The sequence below is a fragment of the Sporocytophaga myxococcoides DSM 11118 genome (assembly GCF_000426725.1).
GTDB lineage: Bacteria > Bacteroidota > Bacteroidia > Cytophagales > Cytophagaceae > Sporocytophaga > Sporocytophaga myxococcoides.
This window is the reverse complement of record NZ_AUFX01000018.1, coordinates 37303-57115: the sequence shown is the minus strand read 5'-3', so window position 1 is coordinate 57115 and position 19813 is coordinate 37303. Positions and strand designations below refer to the sequence as shown.

The 19813-nt window shown below is 38.1% G+C and carries 10 protein-coding genes; 5 read left to right on the top strand and 5 right to left on the bottom strand.

Translation table 11 applies throughout. From position 1 onward, the window contains the following. Window positions 1–56: 56 nt before the first annotated feature. The 5 genes from K350_RS0117825 to K350_RS0117805 all read left to right on the top strand — a co-directional run bounded on the left by K350_RS0117825 (window position 57) and on the right by K350_RS0117805 (window position 4565). Window positions 57–788 carry an SIMPL domain-containing protein gene (locus K350_RS0117825; RefSeq protein WP_028981067.1) on the top strand — a complete coding sequence of 244 codons (732 nt, stop codon included), beginning with the start codon at window positions 57–59 and terminating at the stop codon, window positions 786–788. Between the two features lie 15 nt (window positions 789–803). Continuing rightward, window positions 804–1682, top strand: a complete 879-nt coding sequence (locus tag K350_RS0117820; RefSeq protein WP_028981066.1) for an MBL fold metallo-hydrolase — start codon at window positions 804–806, stop codon at window positions 1680–1682. A gap of 252 nt (window positions 1683–1934) precedes the next feature. Next, window positions 1935–2366 (top strand): SRPBCC family protein, encoded by a 432-nt coding sequence (locus K350_RS0117815; RefSeq protein ID WP_028981065.1) that lies wholly within the window; start codon window positions 1935–1937, stop codon window positions 2364–2366. A 163-nt stretch (window positions 2367–2529) separates the two neighbouring features. Further along, window positions 2530–3423: an energy transducer TonB gene (locus K350_RS0117810; protein ID WP_028981064.1), complete on the top strand. Its 894-nt coding sequence runs from the start codon at window positions 2530–2532 to the stop codon at window positions 3421–3423. A gap of 158 nt (window positions 3424–3581) precedes the next feature. Continuing rightward, window positions 3582–4565: a GlxA family transcriptional regulator gene (locus K350_RS0117805; protein WP_028981063.1), complete on the top strand. Its 984-nt coding sequence runs from the start codon at window positions 3582–3584 to the stop codon at window positions 4563–4565. Between the two features lie 150 nt (window positions 4566–4715). Here the strand turns inward: K350_RS0117805 and polX are convergent, their stop codons facing one another. The 5 genes from polX to K350_RS0117780 form a co-directional block, all read right to left on the bottom strand. Then, window positions 4716–6470, bottom strand: a complete 1755-nt coding sequence (gene polX, locus K350_RS0117800; RefSeq protein WP_028981062.1) for a DNA polymerase/3'-5' exonuclease PolX — start codon at window positions 6468–6470, stop codon at window positions 4716–4718. Between the two features lie 223 nt (window positions 6471–6693). After that, window positions 6694–7029, bottom strand: a complete 336-nt coding sequence (gene trxA, locus K350_RS0117795; protein WP_028981061.1) for a thioredoxin — start codon at window positions 7027–7029, stop codon at window positions 6694–6696. Window positions 7030–7095: 66 nt separating this feature from the next. Continuing rightward, on the bottom strand, window positions 7096–7389 hold the full coding sequence (locus K350_RS0117790; RefSeq protein WP_028981060.1) for an ArsR/SmtB family transcription factor: 294 nt from the start codon (window positions 7387–7389) through the stop codon (window positions 7096–7098). Window positions 7390–7445: 56 nt separating this feature from the next. Next, window positions 7446–8150, bottom strand: a complete 705-nt coding sequence (locus K350_RS0117785) for a peptidase associated/transthyretin-like domain-containing protein (protein ID WP_156027086.1) — start codon at window positions 8148–8150, stop codon at window positions 7446–7448. Window positions 8151–8283: 133 nt separating this feature from the next. After that, window positions 8284–19641, bottom strand: a complete 11358-nt coding sequence (locus tag K350_RS0117780) for a T9SS type B sorting domain-containing protein (RefSeq protein WP_156027085.1) — start codon at window positions 19639–19641, stop codon at window positions 8284–8286. Between the last annotated feature and the right edge of the window lie 172 nt (window positions 19642–19813).

Genomic DNA, 19813 nt, shown 5'->3' with positions numbered 1-19813 from the left:
TAAAAGAAGAAGTGAAGAGCTAATTTTCTTTATCATCCTCAATAACTTTTTGTAATATGAAATTATATTTAAACTCACTGATAATAGGTGTTTCAATTATTTTTACTGCTTTGATCTTTGCTAATGCTTTTAAGAACAGAAACAGAAGTAATGAAATTATCAGCGTTACAGGCCTTGGAAAGAAAGACTTTGTATCTGATCTGATAGTCTGGAACGGTTCGTTTTCAAAGATTAATTCAAACCTTAAAGAGGCTTATGCTGCATTAGATAAAGACCGGGAAAGTATTAAAAACTATTTGATATCAAAAGGAATAAAGGAATCGAATATTATATTTTCTGCAGTAAATATAGATAAGGAAATAGATGAAGTCTATGATGAAGATGGTAATAAAACTAAAACGATATTCATAGGGTACAGACTTAAGCAGGATGTACAAATTGAATCAACTGAGGTGGATAAAGTAGAAGGGATTTCAAGGGAAGTAAGTGAGCTTATAAATTCAGGAGTGGAGTTCTATTCCAAAAATCCTCAGTACTATTACACAAAGCTATCTGAGCTTAAAATAGAAATGATTGCAGAGGCAACAAAGGATGCAAACATTCGTGCTATGAAAATCGCAGAGAATGCAGGAAGTGATATAGGGCATCTTAAAAATGCGGATTTGGGAGTGTTTCAGATAGTAGCCCAGAATTCATCAGAAGATTTTTCATGGGGAGGTTCTTATAATACTTCTTCCAAAAGAAAAACAGCGACTATTACAGTGAAGCTGGATTATGAAACGGAATAAATAGGGATTGTAAAGATGAAATTCAATATTAGCGGCTATTCTACAGCATTATTCTCCACGTGGTATTTTGTAGAAGAGCTTGGAATATTATTTGATGCTGGGGATGGAGTGGCATCAGCATTGTTACAGAAAGCAAGAAAAGCAGATCACGTTTTTATTTCACATGCAGACAGAGATCATCTGGGAGGGCTTCTGCAGTTCAATCAATTGAACGCGCGGGATGGATATCCAATACTGCATTATCCCGCTCATTGCGGATCATTTCCAGCCATAGAGGAGTTTACAAAGAAATTTGATCCTCATGTAAAAGGCACAGTGTGGAAACCTGTTATTGAAGATGAAGAAATTCAGATTGCGGATCATCTGATTGTTAAAGCTATCAGAAATGAACATGTAAAAGCTGATAAGGGAATACACAAAAGCTTTAGTTATAAAGTTTATCAGACTAAAACAAAATTAAAGTCTGAATATGCCTCACTTCCACAGGAAAAGATCAAGCAGCTTATATCAGAAGCTGGCAGAGAAGCGCTCAGTGAGATAGTCCGAACGAATATACTTACCTATTCGGGAGATACGCCAGTAGATGATTATTCAAAGTGGGACAATTCAAAAATTCTTATTCATGAAGCGACTTTTCTTGGAGGAAAAGATGACGACAGAATAAATAAGCATGGAAACAAACATAGTAATTTGGATGAAGTTATAAAAATGGTCTCTGAAATCAATATTGAAACATTGATTCTGGGGCATTTCTCTTCAAGATATTCGAATGAACAAATTGATGAACAAATAAAAAAGCTGTGTAAAGAATATTCGATTAAGATACCTGTGTATAGAGTACTTCCCGGGCAAATACACCGAGATATACTTAGGGGGCAACCAGTCAATCAATAGTTTAAGAAAATATAAAAAGCCAGAAAAGGAAGGATGCAATTAAAAATATGTCGGTTCTTCATTCAAGGTCAATGTTTTTAACCTAAGTAAAGTTAATGTTGTATTGATAAATAATTGGCGTCCTGAATCAGTATAAACAGTTTTTAAAACTAAAATTGTCGGAATTACCCCTTACGATTGTCGTTTACAATATATTCTGATGCAAGGTTTTAAAGTAATTTTGTGTCATTAACAAATCTAAACCAAAAGACTATGAGCAAAGAAACAACAACCCCAATATCTGTAACCGTAGAGGCTTTGGTAAAAGCACCTGTAGAGAAAGTCTGGAAAACCTGGAATTCACCTGAAGATATTACCAAATGGTGTCAGGCATCTGACGATTGGCATGCACCTTATGCGGAAAATGACTTGCGCAAAGGTGGAAAGTTTAAGACAACAATGGCTGCAAAAGATGGCAGTTTTAGTTTTGACTTTGGTGGAGAATATACCAATGTTGAAACCAACAAAGTGATTGAATATACAATGGAAGATGGCAGAAAAACAAAGGTCGTATTTACTGCACAAGGGAATGAAACTAAGGTTGTTGAAACGTTTGATGCAGAATCTCAGAACCCTGTAGAGATGCAGAAACAAGGCTGGCAGGCGATTCTGAATAACTTTAAAAAGTATACTGAAACAGTTTAATAAAGAGCTCTCTCTTTATGTGGAAATAATAGGTAGTTATAGGTACTGTGCAATAAAGGTTTCATAATTAGTTTATGAGACCTTTCTTTTTTTGATCATCGTTGGTATTTTTAATTTATCAATAAGTAAAGACTTTTATCGTTTAGCTTTAAAGCCATTTTTTATGAAACCTCAGATAGGTATCTCTAATCCTTGTCACGAAGACTGGGAGAAAATGAAGATCGGTGTCCGGTCCAGATTTTGTATCAGTTGTAAAAAAGATGTTACTGACTTTAGAGATAAGTCAAGACAAGAAATACTGGAATACCTTATTTTAAATTATAATAAACAGGTTTGTGGCAGATTTTATTCATCCCAACTTGACTTTTCATATGAGGATTTTGTAGTAACAATTAAGGCGCTTTCCAATCAGCAACAGAGCTCTAATCTTGCTTTTTATCTTTTAACACTTGGGGCATTAGTCTTATCTGGTTGTGAAAACAAGTCGAATGTTGAGGCTAAAACAAACATCATTGCTGATACCTCATCAATAGCAACAACGCCTAAAGTGCTTGATGATACTTCAGGAATAAAAGAGGTTGAATCAGGTCCTGATAAAAGCGTAATAAAAAGTGATGTTGAAAAAAGGGTGTTAAAAACAACTCCAAAATGTATTGAAATGGACGAGGTGATTGAGGTACCGATTGAGATTACGGGAATTGTAGCGCTACCTCCAGATACAATTACACCAAATGAAGGTCCGTATACACATGTCGAGAAAATGCCAGAGTTTAAAGGTGGGTTTGAGCTTATGATAGCATATATTCATCGCCATCTTGAGTACCCAAAATGGGAGAGGAAAAATAAAATAGAAGGTGTTGTTTATGCGACTTTTGTTGTAGATAAAAATGGTAAAATTAAGGATCCAAGAATTCTAAAATCAGCAGAAGGTGCCCGAAATTTTGACTCTGAAGTGCTTCGTCTGATTAATGAAATGCCGGATTGGGAAGCCGGCAGTCACAATGGAGAGAATGTAGATGTAGTATTTAACCTTCCTGTTAATTTTAAACTTGATTAGTACAATTTGAGTGAAAAGCAGTTGTTCTCGGGTTGTTTGCGACATTTTTTTTTCATAAGTTTACTAAAGAAGAAATATATTCTTTTCCTGATTTCGAATTTTCTCAGAATTAAAATCAGGAAATAATTGTTTCAAGAGGTTTCCAGGTATATTTTCTAATGAAGCACATATCAATTCTTGTTCCGAAAGGAGCAGCTTCCCTAGGCTGCATTGAAGGAGCATTCAAGGCATTCACAATGGCAAATGAGTTTCTTATCAATAAAGGAAAACAGCCGTTGTTTAAAGTTCAGTTGGTTGGGATTGACAAAGAAGTTCAGGTTTATGATTCTTTTTTCAGAGTTCATCCTGATCTGACTATTGAAGATTCCTTTAAAACCGATTTGATTATTATTCCTGCTGTTAATGGCGATTGGACACAAGTTATAAATATCAATAAGGATTTTTTTCCTTGGATCAATAAACAATATAATAATGGAGGAGAAGTAGCAAGTTTATGCGTCGGGACTTTTCTGCTGGCATCAACAGGATTGCTGGATGGGAAGAAGTGTGCTACACACTGGCTTGCCGAGCATGCATTCAGACAGATGTTTCCCGAAGCCATATTAGTATCAGAAAAGATCATTACTGATGAAAAGGGTATCTATTGCAGCGGAGGAGCCAATTCATTCTGGAATTTACTTATATACTTACTTGAAAAATATACAGACAGAGAACTTTCCATACTTGCTGCCAAATATTTTGAGATAGAGATTGACCGTTATAGTCAGTCTTCATTTGTTATGTTCAGAGGGCAGAAAGAACATGAAGATGAGCCTGTAAAGAAGGCACAAGAGTTTATAGAATCCAATTTTCAGGAGAAGATCTCCGTTGATCAGTTGTCTGATTTGTTTGCGGTAGGAAGAAGGAGCTTTGAACGTAGGTTTAAGAAAGCAACCAGCAATACTATTACAGAATATATTCAAAGAGTAAAGATTGAAGCTGCAAAAAAGAACCTCGAATCAACACGAAAGAATATCAGTGAAATCATGTTCGATGTAGGATATACGGATTCCAAGGCCTTCAGGGATGTGTTCAGAAAGATTACAGGTATGACTCCTATAGATTACAGGAATAAATATAATAAGCAAATGGTGACGTATTAAAGAAGTTCTTATTTGAATTACATAGAAGTAGCAGTGCGCATAAAATAGGATAAAAGGTGGTTCATTCATATTTGTCAGTTATACTGTAGTGGGGATATGTTTTAAAATGGTAAAAGCCAAGTATATCTCCCTAAAAGAGATTTACAGTAGTTAATGCAGCACATAAATCTTCTCTAGTTTCCTCTTCTTAAACACTTCTATCTTTGCCCAATCTGATGTATTTAAGATGTTGTCTTTCGTACACCATGCTCTTCTCGCTATAGCAACTCCCAGTTTCATAAAGCTGTAATTTCCTGTATTATGGCTGTCGGTGCCTATAACAAGCTTTACGCCTTTCTCAATAGCTCTTTTAGCCCAACGATCATTAATATCCATGCGATGGCTGTGGGCATTTATTTCTAGTGCAGTCCCTGTATAAGCCGCAACATCCAGGATTCTTTCCATATCAACTATATAGCCTTCTCTGGCTCCAAGTACTCTTCCTGTCGGATGGCCTATTGCGCATACGTATGGATTATGACAGGCTTTAATAATTCTTTCTGTATTGTCCTGGTTAAAATGGGAATGAATTGAAGCTACAACCCAATCAAGCGTCTGTAATAGTGAATCAGATAAATCCAAAGAACCATCAGGCAGTATATCCACTTCAGTACCTGACTTTATAAGGTCTTTGCCAATCTTCTTGTTTACCTTTTTAATCTCTTTTAACTGTTCTATAAATTTATCCTCCTCCATTCCTCCCGCAATTATTTGGGATTTGGAATGATCCGTAATGACGATGTAGTCATATTTTTGGTTAGAGGAAATATAGTCTGCAATTTCTTCAATGGAGCTGTGTCCATCTGACCATTTCGAATGTGTATGCATATCGCCTTTTATATCCTCCATTGTGATGAGCTGAGGTATCAACCCTTCAGAAGCAAGTTCAATTTCACCAGTATCCTCGCGCATCTCAGGAGGCATCCATTCAAGACCCAAGGCATGATAAATATCTTCTTCATTTTCTCCGGCAATCTTTTTATTTTCCTCTACAGTAAAAAGTCCATATTCATTTATCTTATATCCTTTTTCAATGGCAAGTTTTCGGAGGTGAATGTTATGAGCCTTTGAACCAGTAAAATATTGCAGCGCTGCACCCCATTGGTCTTCCGTTACTATTCTTATGTCTACCTGACGTTTAAAAGATTTGAAATATACACTGGCTTTGGTATCGCCTTCCGCATAAAGGTTTTCAACTTCATCAAGAGATACAAAATGCCTGATGATAGCTTTGCGGTCTTTGGCTTTTGCCGCAATCAAAAGGTCAATGTCACCAACAGTTTCCTTTTGCCTGCGAAGGCTTCCTGCGATATCGATCAATTGAATCTGTGGAATGGTATTGAGCATTTTTATAATGCTTGTACTGATTTCCTGAGCATCCCAAAGTGAGAGTCGCTGCTCTGCTTCAGTTTTCTTAAGTAAAGAAGATAAAATATTATTTACCTTCTTTTTTTGAAAACCTTTAAGCTGCAAGATTCTGCCATCCTGAAGGGCTTCTATGATTTGCTCTTTGGTACTTAAGTTAAGATCATAATAAAACCTTTTTAATGTCTCGGGACCCAATCCCTGAACTTTCATTAGTGTCAGAAAGTCTTTAGGAACTTCCTTTTGCAGATCATTAAATAAGCTGACTTGATTAGTTTTAAGAAACTCAAAGATTTTCTCTTCAATGCTTTTACCAATACCATAGGTCTTAATAAATTTTCCGTCCTGAATATGATCTCTGATATCTTCGGGAAGGTCATTGATTATTCTGGCTGCATTGTGATAGGCTATAGACCTGAATCGTTCTTTAGGCCCTTTAAATTCATATATGCTGCCTATTGACTCAAAGATCTCGGCAAGCTCCTTATTTACCCTGTACATAATCCTTACTCCAGCTTCCTAAAATAAAAACAAGCAGTAAATAAGGTTGGTTTCTGATGGGGTTTTAAGGGAAAGAGTAGAAATTAAATTTTGAAAAGGAATGGAGATTCACTTACCAGGTATAAAAAAGCAACAGTTTGAGCAAGAGTATAATCTTGTTGCACTTGCTCAAAAATGTTGCTGAAGTAAAAAGGCCGGGGACTGACCGGCCTTTCTTCTGAACTTAATTAAGATATGCACTTAATTTTTCAGTAATGACTTTTTTGGGAACAGCTCCAATAATCTTATCTACGACATTTCCATCTTTAAAAATTAACAGGGTAGGAAGACTGCGCACTCCGTACTTGGATGTTGTTAGAGGATTAACATCCACATCAATTTTGGTAATCTTTGCCTTTCCCGCATATTCATTTGCCAGGTCCTCAATAACCGGTCCCATCATTTTACAAGGTCCACACCATTCTGCACTAAAATCAACAAGCACTGGGGTAGATGTTTTTATCACTTCGGTATCGAAAGTTCCATCTGTCAATTCGAGGTATTTAGTTCCGTTTTCCATAAGTTTAACTGTTTAAATTGAATGTTTTATATATTTGAATATATCAATATGACAAATCAAAAAAAGTCAGAATTTGTTAATGTCGTTTAAAAATGCATTGAATTCTTCGATGTTTTCTCTGTTGATACATAATTTAACAAATCGACCTTCTTTATCAGAGTTTATCAGACCGGAATCCACTAAAATTTTGATGTGATGAGAGACTGAAGGCTGAGCCAGGTTTATGACTTCAGTGAATTCGGTACAATTTACACATCCTTTTTCTGCAATTGTCTGTAGGATAACAAGTCTGTTTTTGTCACCCAGGGCTTTGGCCATTTTTTCAATCTGTTTTATGCGATCATCCGGTTTAATTGCCATCCTGACTAATTGTTATATAAATATATTTAAATGTTTCGATATATGCAAACTTCTGCCTAATATATACTCCTCTTATTTCCTGATTTGGATTTTTTATACCATTCATAATTTTTCCTGATCATCACAATCAGTTCATAATCAGAAGCTGTTTCGATAAACTCTCTTCCAAAATTACATTTACTTATAAAATCGTCAACATCTTCTTCTTTAACTCCGGTAACATCCATAATAAATAACCGGTTAAGACGATATTCTTTGAGTTGTTCGTAATATTTGGCTTTTTGAAGCTCTGCTACCTTTTCATACTGATGATACTTTTTGCTATATCGTTCATATAAAAAGGTAATAGGATTCATAATGGTGGCAGGCTCCTGATTATTAGGGTATCTGTATTTCTGTCTAGGCTCACTTTTCCCTATTACTTCCACACTTTTTAATTGTTCAATGTCGGGGACAAGTCTGATGGCATTCATTTGCCTGGTGGTCATTTCCTTATGCAATGGAAATATTTTGGTACGATACCCCAGAATGTAAATAACGATCGTATCGTTGAGAGATGCATTGAAGTAGAAGTACCCACTTTTATCAGAAATTTCAACTTTGTTTGTACTTTTATTAATAATAAGGGCGTCTGAAATGCCCTTTGAATCAACGCTGTCTACCAAGCGACCATTGATGAGATAGTCTCCCTGGGTTTGACCAAAACCTTCCCGAAGTCCTGAAAAGAAAAGGATAAAAATTAATAAATGAACTAATTTCAAAGCCTGAGACTGTTTTATCTCTTTATAACTGCTAAACCTATTAAAAATTTTTAAGAAGTTAAAATGTTTTTTACGCATAAAAAAGACTGCATGAAGTATGCAGTCTTTTTTATTATCGGTCAGTATGTTTCGGTTATCTTACTACAGTAACTGCACCTTTTACTTTGTATGGACCTTTATATTTTTCATTCAGGCCTTCATATGTTACAATGTAGTTATAAACTCCTATCGGCATCACTTCACCTCTGTATGTACCGTCCCATACTGCTTTCGGATCATTTGACATAAAGATTACTTCTCCCCAGCGATTAAATATTGTAATCTGGAAGTTGGTGTAATACTTACCAAATATATCTAGAGTTGATTTACCTTCAGTACTTGGATCAAGTCCAGTTGGAACATATAATCTTGGAGGACAAATATCTTTGATAGATGTAGAATCCTCTTTTTCACATTGATATTGGTTGATCACACGTACTTTATAGAATCCTGAATCTGTAGCAAACAGTATTCTTGTTGTATCATTATCAACCTGCGCATCGCCGGTCCATTTATATATGAGTCCAGGTCCAGCATCCAGTTTGATGACTTCTTTGTTATCCATACACAAATCAAGTTCTTTCGGTAACCTTGGATTTGGTACTTCATTCAATTTGATTTTTGTTGTCAGCAAAGTATCACACTCTCCAATTGTAACTTTAACAGCATAAGCGCCTTCAGAATTAATTAGAAGTGAATCATTACTGTTGTTCATTGATACTCCGTTTTTCATCCACTCATAAGTTACTGGCAGAGAATCAATATTACTGATATTGGTAGGTCTCGCAACAAACATTGCTGTTTTATTTGAACAGAAAGCAGAGTCTTTTATGCTGAATATTGGTGATGGGACTCCAATAACTCTTATGTCGTGACTTGCTTTACATCCATCGTTGGTAGTAACACTTACCTGATAGAAATTGGTATCTAATGGTACGATTATTCCAAGGTTGCCTCCGGTGGTTGTTGCATTAACCCCCGGTCCTGACCATTGGTAATTGGATGATGGCAGGGTAGAAGTGATGCTTAGAACAGTACTACGATTTTCACAGGCAATCTTATCTGAACCCATTAACACTGGTAATGGATTAATTTTAATTTTCTTAGAAACAGAGCAATTGCCAAAAGCATAGGTAACAGTGTATTCTCCAGGTCTTGGTACACTAAGGATCGGTAATACCTGATTCGGCATAAGTTTTCCATCCTGAGACCAGATGTATTGACCGGTAACGAGAGGGATATCTCTTAATTTTGCGGCAACATACAGAGGTTGATCAAAACATGTATCAGCCGGCATTCCAATAGTAGGAGGGGTAAATACTCTTACCGTAACTGTATCGAACTGATCACATGGTCTGCTGTCGAATACTCTTAATACAAGTGTTGTATCACGATCAAGGTTTGGAAGCATTATGTTTGCACCTGATCCCATTAATACTCCATTGAGATTGTACCATTCATAAGATACATCACCTGTCAGGTTTGCGGTAATTGTTGGGGTGCTTGACATACAGACATCAAGATCTTTTCCTGCATCTGCTGTGGGTTTTGGCTCAATAATGAGCGTTGTCATAGCAACAGTTTCATTACATACGCCATTTCCAGTAGTTGTCAAGTTCAGATGAATCGAACCTTTCTGTTTATCCTGCAATGAAGGATAATAAGTTGCTGCAGGATCTTTAGGATCTGGAGAGAATGTTCCACTTCCTTCTGATGTCCAGAATACACCAGTAGCATTCTGGAATTTACCATTTAGTTTTGCACCGTTAGTTATATCACAAATAATAGCCGGACCAGGGTCAGCAACTGGTTTTGGCATAAATGTAATTTCAAGGGTATCTTCATCAGCTTTACACAATGTCACTTCTATGTTTTTTATTGAAAGTTTAACAGAACCTGAAATGCGATCTTCCAATGAAGGTATGTACTTTGTGTTCAGGTGATATTTTCCTGGAAGAAATATACCGGACCCTGTGCTGGACCATTCTATTTTTCCTCCATTTTTAACTTGCCCGTTAAGTGTTATTTCCGGGGCATCAAAACAGAAGTTTTGAGATGGTCCTGCAATAACCGTTGGTTGGGGATTGAATCTGACAGTAAGTTGATCCTGAACTGGTCTACAACCAGGTTTTCCTTGTACTTCCATTATAAGATTTATTGCCTGGGCATCAAAATCAGTAGGGTCCGTCTTGTAAACAGTTGAAAGTTGATTCCCATTTACGAAGCTACCTATACCACTGCTTGTCCAGTTTATACTGGTATAATTAGTTGCTGAACCTGCTAACTTTATTTCCTCTGTTTTCTCACAAATTCTTATGTCAGGACCTGCATATAATGTAGGTTTTGGATTGATAGATATATGTTTAAGTCTTGTAACACCTCCGCACTTAGACATTCCGTTTACTTTCAACCTTAATGTTACCCCTCCAGCTTTGATATCACTTAATCCTGGGATATATGTGGCTATCAGTGAAGAAGCTGATGGACTGAACTTTCCGGATCCATCAGTTGTCCAGATGATTCCAGACGAATTAGTAACTGTACCGTTTAGGGAAACAGCAGGACTATCTTCGCACACAGTTGTGTCATTACCTGCATTTCCGTCGGGTAATGGGATAAACGTGATGTCAAGCGGATCGGTAGATGGTGCGCATTTTCCATTATCCTTTGTAGTTAATGATAAGATGATTCCGGTTTTCGTCCTGTCAATAGCTCCTGGTATATAAGAAGCATTTAGGGAGAATTTATCTGGAGAAAATGTCCCGTCTCCATTTGTTGTCCATTCTCCAGAAAGTGCTCTTGTCAATTTTCCATTAAGTTTAATACCTGGAATATCAGCACAGACATTTTGGTCAAGTCCTGCATTTGCTTCTGGTAGATATTGAATGGTTACGGATTTATAATCTGCTACCTCCGGACATACTGAATTACCGGTGGTTTTAAGTGCTAGTATAAAACTACCTGCTTGTTTTTCTTCATTGGATGGAGAATAGGTGTTTATAAGAGTAGTCGTCGGAGCACTAAATGACCCGGTTCCCATTGCTGACCAAACTCCTGAACCTGTTACCGATTTTACAATTCCATTCAGTGCAATTCCGGTAGCTGAATTAACACAAATGGTATCGTCCAGGCCTGCATCAGCTTCTGGCATTTTAACAAAATCTATCTTTTTATCCTTACTAACCTGTCCACACGTTCCATTGTCTGTTGTTTTTAATGTTAAAGTGACAGTGGATGACTTGTCATTTTCAGACGGAATATAAGATGCAGTCAGACTTTGTGCTCCCGGCGCAAATGTACCTGTACCTGAAGTTGACCAGATGGCTCCTCCGGCAATGGTGATTGTTGCTTTTAGCGGAATAGTCTGAGAGTTCGAACAAACTATAGTATCAAGTCCAGGATTCGCTGTAGGAGCAGGAGTTAGAGATAGTAAGACATCTTTGGTTACAGGAGGGCAATTGCCTAATCCGTTCACCTTCATGGTAACTTTAACAGTGCTATGATTATTCCTTTCCGCTACAGATGGCGTATAATCAGGTGTTAGGGTAGTTACATTGTTTAAGCTTCCAGTACCTGCTGTTGACCATTGAATAGAAGAATAATTTTTAGCGGTTCCTGATAATTGAAATGCAGCAACATCTGCACAAAGTGACTGGTTAAAACCTGCATCTGCTATTGCTTCCGGATCAAATGTCAGATTCAAAGTATCTCCGATTGAATTACAAATCCCATTTCCATCTGAGCTCAGAATCAAAGTTACAACTCCGGCAAGTTTGTCATCCGCATCGATGTTGTATGTGGTAGATGCAGCATTTGAGTTTTGGAATGTACCTTTACCAGTAGTTGACCATATTACATTACCATTTGTAACATTTCCGGCTAAAGCTATTGAGGTCATTGTATTACAGATACTTGTTATTGAACCAGCATCAACAATCGGACCTGGTATTATAGCAAATGTAACCTGATCAGCGGTGGCAGGGCACATACCTGATGCCGGACTTGATAATGTCAGAGTAACTGTTTTAGCTGCAATTTCTGAAGTAGTTGGCATATAAGTACCATTAGATACTGTGGCATCAGGAAGAAAAACTCCTCCTCCTGGCGAAGTCCAGGTGGCATTGTTTCCTGAACCTTCAAGCTGAATAGGTAGGTCTGTGCTACAAACAGTGCGATCAGGACCTGCAAATACCTTTGGATTTGGATCAAACTTCAGGATTAAGGTATCAGAATAGAAGTTACAGGAACCATTTCCTGCAGTATTTAATATAAGGTATGTAGTCGTTAATTTATCTGCTGCAGATGGCAAATATAGTGCCGTTGGGCTGTCAGGGCTTGGAGAGAAGGTTCCACTTCCTGTTGAGATCCAATATCCGCTTGATGCTACTTTAACTTTTCCATTAAGTTGTATTGAAGTGACATCTGAACACGCAACTATATCTGGTCCAGCATCTATAGAAGGAATCGGACTGATAGTGAGAATCATCTGATCTGAAACGGCTGAGCAATTTCCATTTCCTGTACTTGTAACAGTGATGAATACTTTTTTGTTGATGCTGTCATTGGTCCCTATAAGGTACATTGGGTTATGGGTAATATTGTCAGGTGAAAAATTACCGTCTCCTGAAGTGTTCCATTTTACTCCTGTAGCATTAGTAAATGAAGCTGATAACTGAACCGCTCCAATGTCTGCACAAACATTTATGTCCGGTCCAGCATTTACAACCGGTGTTTTTTCAAATTTAACTTCCATGACATCGGATAATGGATTACAAACTCCAGTGCCAGTCGCTGTAAGAGTTAATTGAACTTTTCCTGAAGCTCTTTCCGCAGCTGAAGGAATATAAGTGGCATTTAGCGTTGATGCATTAGGAGAGAATGTACCTGCTCCAGAGCTTTTCCATAGTCCTCCGGAAGCATTAAGAACTGTTCCGGAAAGATTTATGCCAGCTACATCTTCACATGCAATCTGATCATCTCCTGCATTAACAATCGACAGAGGTTTTACTGTAAGGTTAAGAGTATCTCTGGCAGGCTGACAAAGTCCATTACCTGAGGTTGTCAGAATAAGTTTAATTACAGATCCCGGTGTTTTGTCGGCATTACCTATCAGGTAAGAGTTGCTAAGCTGGTTAGCTGTTGGACTAAATCCACCATCTCCTGAAGTACTCCAGGTTCCTCCGGTTGCAATAGTCACAACTCCGTTCAGATTAACAGAGGTTACGTCTTCGCATATTTCCAAATCTGGCCCCGCTTTTACGGTTGGAGCAGGGGTAAAAGATACATCTGCAAAATCCGTAACGGCGTTACATGTACCATTCCCTGTGGTAAGAATTTTAAATGTTACTTTACCTGCTTCTTTATCTGTTTTGGATGGAGTATAAACTGGATTTAATGCGTTTGCATCAGGACTGAATGTCCCTGTTCCTGTTGTACTCCATTGCTGTCCTGCCGCTGTTGTTACGTTTCCAGCAAGTTGAACTCCAGTTACATCGGAACAGACTTTTTGATCTGGTCCGGCATTAGCGGTTACTAGTGGTGTAATGTTAATCAACATTTCATCTGTAAGAGTTGCGCAAGGAGCATTACCTACACCTTGTAATGTAATTTTGATTTGCTTAGCGGCAATGTCTTCAGCTGATGGTTTATATTTCGCATTCAGATCAGAGCTGTTTGGCAGAAAAATACCTGTTCCTTGTGAAATCCAAAGCGCAGAAGAATAATTAGAGATTGTTCCTGATAAACTAACCTCTGAAACGTCTGCACAAACTGTCTGGTCTGGACCTGCATTTACTTTAGGAAGTGATAAAATGGTAACATTTATTGAACTTACAGCTTCTGGACACGCTCCGTTCCCTATACTTTTTAAAGTTAGTGAAACATTACCTTTAGAAATATCCCCTCCTCCTAGATTGTAAGTCGTATTGACATTATTGCGATCCCCAAAGGTACCATCTCCTGATGTCGACCAAGTTCCACCTGTAGCAGATTCGATAGTTCCGTTAAGTGTAATTGAGGAACTGTTTTCACAAATTGTAAAGTCGCTTCCTGCATTTGCCTTTGGCATTGGGGTAAAATTAACTGTCATCGCATCTTTTCCTGGAGCGCATGCACCATTTCCAGTAGATGTAAGTGTGAATGTCAATATACCTTTTTTAAGGTCTGCTGCACTTGGTTTATATACAGCATTAATTCCATTAGAGCTAAATGTACCACTTCCTGTGCTTGTCCATGATCCGCCTGTTGCGACATTTATTTTACCTGAAAGTATCACGGAGGTTACATTTTCACAAAGTTCTTGATCTGTACCAGCATCTACTGTTGGAATAGGAGTAATGGTCAATGTCATCTTGTCCTCAGCAGGATTACACACTCCATTACCAGTTGTGGTAATGGTCAGGGTAATTTTCTTTATAACTGTGTCTTGTGAGGATACATAATAGTTTCCATCTTTTTGTGATGCATCAGGAGCAAATGTTCCAGATCCTGAACTTTTCCATATAATTCCACCCGCATTTGAAAAAGTCCCGTCGAGTTTAATAAAACTTGTATTTGCACATATCGTCTGGTCAGGTCCGGCTTCAACCTGAGGAGCATCTTGGAGGATAAATGTTACTTTATCTGAAAGTGGAGGACAAATGCCATCACTTACAGATGTCAGAGTTAATACTATCTTTTTGGCGTTAACTTCTGCTACGGATGGTACATATGTCGCGTTTAAAGTTGTAGCATTAGGAGTATATGTTCCTGAACCACCAGACCATGTAGCTCCTGAAGCATTAAGTACAACACCATGTAATTGAATTCCGCTGACATTTGCGCACAAGGTTTGTTCTGGACCTGCATCTATCACTACTGCATCTTTAAATGTAACAGTCAAGCGATCAGAAACAAGTGAACAAGTATCATTACCTAAACTGGTTAGAGTTAGTATTACACTTCCGGCTGATGTATCTGCAGATGAAGGGACATAAGTCGCTGTTAAATTGCTCCTGTCAGGCAGGAAAGAACCTGTTCCATTCGTTGACCAAAGAGCCCCTTTAGCGTTTCCAACTTTTCCGTTTAATGAGACATTCGGAGAATTGCCGCAAACCGTTTGATCTGGTCCAGCTTCTATTTCCGGACCTTTAGGGATTCTGAAAGTGACTGCATCAGAAACCGGAGGACATGATCCTACTGCATCTGTTGTTACAGTTAGGTTTACAACTCCAGCTAACAATTCAGAAGGAGAAGGAGTGTATATGGCATTCAGCGTTTTATTATCCGGGGTAAATGTACCCGAGCCACCTGTCCAGGTTGATCTGGAACCTATAGCATTAAGCCTGATCGGCAAGTCATTAGTACAAATAAATTGATCCGGACCAGCATCGATTACAGGTACAGTTGTAAATGTAACAACCATGTCATCAGAAACCGGAGGGCAGACTCCTGTGCCTGTTGTAGCAAGTGTAAACGTAACACTACCTTTTGATTTATCACTTGCTGTGATATTATAAGTTGCATTTATGATTGAATTGCTTGGCACGAAGGAACCATTACCGTTAGTTGACCAGACTGTTCCTGTTGCATTTTTAAATGTTCCGAAATTGAATACTATAGCAGTTTCAGTACCGCAGACAAACTGGTCCGGTCCTGCATTTACTTCAGGAGCTGGAAGTAAGTTAAACGTTACATTATCGGATACGGGGTTACAGTTTCCGTTATTGGTTGTTACAATAGTTAAAGTAACTGACCCTGCGATAACCTCTGCCACTGAAGGGGAGTAAACCGCATTGATGGCTGTAGCATCAGGTGTGAATTTCCCATTGCCACCAGACCATACAATTCCTCCGGCAACTGTCTTGCTTCCGCTAAGCTGGATCCCTGCGGTATTGGAGCATATGTCTTGCCCTGGCCCGGCATCTACTGTTGGAGATGGGGTGAATGTAATATCAAGATATGCAAAGGAGGAATTACATAATCCGTTATCCGTAGAACTTAAAGTCAGTTTCAGAGAACCGGAATTAACCTCGTCTGCTGTTGGTGTATATATTGATTTTATTGTATTGGCATTTGGAGAAAACACTCCTTTACCACCAGACCATACACCTCCTTTGGCAGGGAGGGTAACTTTTCCGTCCAGATCTATAGTTGGATTATTTTTGCAGATGTTTATTGAATTACTTGTAGTTACTACCGGAGCTTTAATAATTGTTATCTCCAAACTATCGGTTTCGCTTTTACAGTTTCCATTATTTGAAGAAGTAAGGTAAAGTTTGGCAAAACCAGCGGCAATTTCTGTTGCAGAAGGAGTATAGGTTGTTAAAAGAGAGGTGTTATTTGGAGAATATGTTCCATTTCCTCCTGTCCATATACCAGCACCAAAACTCACAGTACCGTTTAAAGTTACATTAGCATTATTTTCACACACACTTTGTGAAGGGCCTGCCTCTACAACCGGGCCAGGAGTGAATGTGATTTCTACATCATCACTTACCGGAAGGCATGAAGTTTTCTGAGCAGTAAGAGTTAGCTTCAGTTTTCCTGATGCAATTTCAGATGGGGTAGGAGTGTAAACTGTATTTAGGCTGTCTTTACTTGGAGTGAATATTCCATTTCCGCCAGACCAAGTCACAGATGTTCCAAGAGTAGCAGTTCCTTTTAAGGTGATGTTTGCATTATTTGCACAAACCGTTTGGGCTGGTCCTGCATCCACAGTCTGGACAGGATCTATCAATACCAGAATTTTTTCTGTAGAGGAACTGCAGTTGAAATCATTACCAACACTTGTTACATTAATAATAGCCAGGTGATCCGCCAGATCTTTGGAGGATGGTATATAGGTTACATTCAGGTGACTGGCAGAAGGTGTGAAGGTTCCATTATTTACAGAGCTCCAAAGGATTCCAGATGCTCCGGAAATAGTAGCACTTAAAGCCACATTCGGATTGTTTTCACAAGCAATCAAACTATTATTGACGTGAATTTTTGGTGATGGTCTAAACTTAACTGTTAGTGAATCTTTCACCGGATTACATATTCCATTACCAGTCGAAGAAAGGTAGAGTTTTATAGAAGCCTTGGCTGTATCAGCAGAAGAAGGTTCATAGGTTGCATTTAATGAGGTCGCAGAAGGTTTGAAAATTCCGGTACCTTCAGATGACCATATTATGCCGGTAGGTCCTTCAACAAAACCATTCAGCTGAATAATATCTTTTTTACACAATTCTTTGTCTGGACCAGCTTCTACTCTAGGAGGTTTGGTGAGGTAGATGATCATTTGGTCAGATACAATACCACAAGGATTATTATCAGGAGTAAGGTTTAAAACAATATTGGCTGAACCTAATTCTCCTTTACCAGGAATATAAGTCGCATTTAAAGTATTGGCATCCGGAAGAAATGTTCCACTTCCTCCAGTCCACTTTCCTGTAGTACCACCTTTAATGCTTCCTTTTAAAAGAATAACAGCATTGTTAGAACATACAGTGGTATCTTTTCCTGCATCTGCCACTGAGGTAGGAGCTACTACAATTTTTGTTTTACTACTCACAGGTGCGCATGAGCCGGTACTTGTTGCTGTCAATGTAAGTTCTATGGAACCACTCTCCAGTTCTGCCTTTGTTGGTGTATAAACAGGATTTATTTTATTTCTGTTAGGAATAAAATTACCATTTCCTCCTGTCCATGTAACCTTTGAAGCATTAGTCACCACTCCGTTAAGTTGTACAGTCGTTGTATTTGAGCAGATGTTGGAAGTAGGTCCTGCATTTGCTGTAGGCAGAGGAGTGAAAAATATTCTCATTGTATCTGTTACAGATGGACAACCAGACGTAGGATTGGAAGTAAGTAAAAGTTTAACCATGCCTCCGGTTTTTTCTGCAGCAGTAGGAGTGTAGCCGGCATTTAAATCGTTTACATTAGAGAAAGATCCATTTCCTCCAGACCATTTACCTCCGGTTGCCCCAGTGATTTTACCGCTCAGGATAAATGTCGTAATATCAGCACAAACTGTAGTGTCATTAGGTGCAAGAGGGGCGTTTCGACTTTCCGCATCAACAGTCACATTCTGCACTGTATAGTTAAGTTTTTTCTCAATTACGTTGGCATACCACCAGGTATTTATAGATTCGGGACAAGTAGGTACGCATTCGTTGTATCCTCTGTCTCTCCATTTATGACATCCTCCTGTACATCCTGTCAGGTTTACTGTTCCGTCAAGAGTTGCTCCGGCAATAATCTTTGAATCATCCCAATATAGCTTGGGTTTTCCTGCTCCCGGTTTTTTGGGTGCATATAATTCAACAATATAACCGTTACGATGATTTTCAACATCATATAACGGAAGGTGCGTCAATCCATTAAAATAGTTAACAGTAATGTCAAATGTTTTATTTGCTGGTACAACATTACCTAAACCATCTTTTGTATTCCAGGGAAGACAGTTGTATCCAGCTTTTACCGTAGTATTGAATAGAATATCTGATGTGTTTTTTTGATATCCGGCCTGACCGTTAAATTCAAAAAGTATTTCAACTGTTCCTGTTTTATCAGTATAGACTTCAATACATCTGTTGTTGGGGTCACAACCTGTAATTTTAGGGTCTTGTGTAAGGCTACCGAATTTTCCTACTGGGAAGCAATTGGTGTCAGGTTCCGTAAGGAATAGTTTATATTCAGGATATGTATAATTTCCGATTTTTGATTGTCTGTCATATTCAGCATTTCCTGTTTTAGTAGTTCCAGTGGAGTTTGCGGAGATTGAAAATCCGAAAGGCTGAATACCATTGAAGTTTAGCGAGGTAATAATGCTGTCTTTGGCATAGACATACATGGTTGTTACAAATGGATTGTTACCAGCATTCGTTGTAAAATCCCATGCTTTGGACCAAAGTCTTCCCGTTTGAATTTTATTTGTAGTGGGGTTGGCTACTGTAATATCAAAATAGGTAAAGATCCTTTTTTCCGGTCTTGGGGTAGTGGATGATATGGGGTTAAATTCAATATGATAATTTCCTGGCCCCGGAGGAGTGAATTCTAAAGCATTATACCCACCAGCCCCTACTATTTGACTGGGTCCATTGTATGCTTTGTCATAGGTATCGATATAACCGGCTCCGGATTTAGGTAGTCTGTATGTATTTGTTGTACCTGCGACAGGAGTAAGACCGGGGATGGGTACGGCCGTATTGGATTCATCCATAAGACGAAAATAGACGTCATCATTAGTTTGCTTAAAACCCATGTAAATCTTTTCGCCTGGATTACATACCTGAATATTCAGTCGGTAGTCTTCCGGAGCATTAAAAGTTGCAAATGGCCTGGATAAGGTATTCAAGTCAAAGATCTGAACATAGCCATTGGATGATGACGTTGGCATCAATTGTCTTGTTCCTTCTGAATATGTCTTAAAACATATTGAAAGGCACATAGACAAGATAAAAATTTTAGTCTTTGTATAAGTTAACCCCATAACTTAAATATTTAAACTAGCGTTAGAAATCAAAATGATTAAAAAAAATTGATTTATTTTTATATTAATTTTAAATATTTGTAAAATGAACGTATTCAGAATTAAATGGTTACCATTGTAATTTTTCAATGCGAACTCAGTTTTACAAGGAGATAAAATTAACTCTAAATAT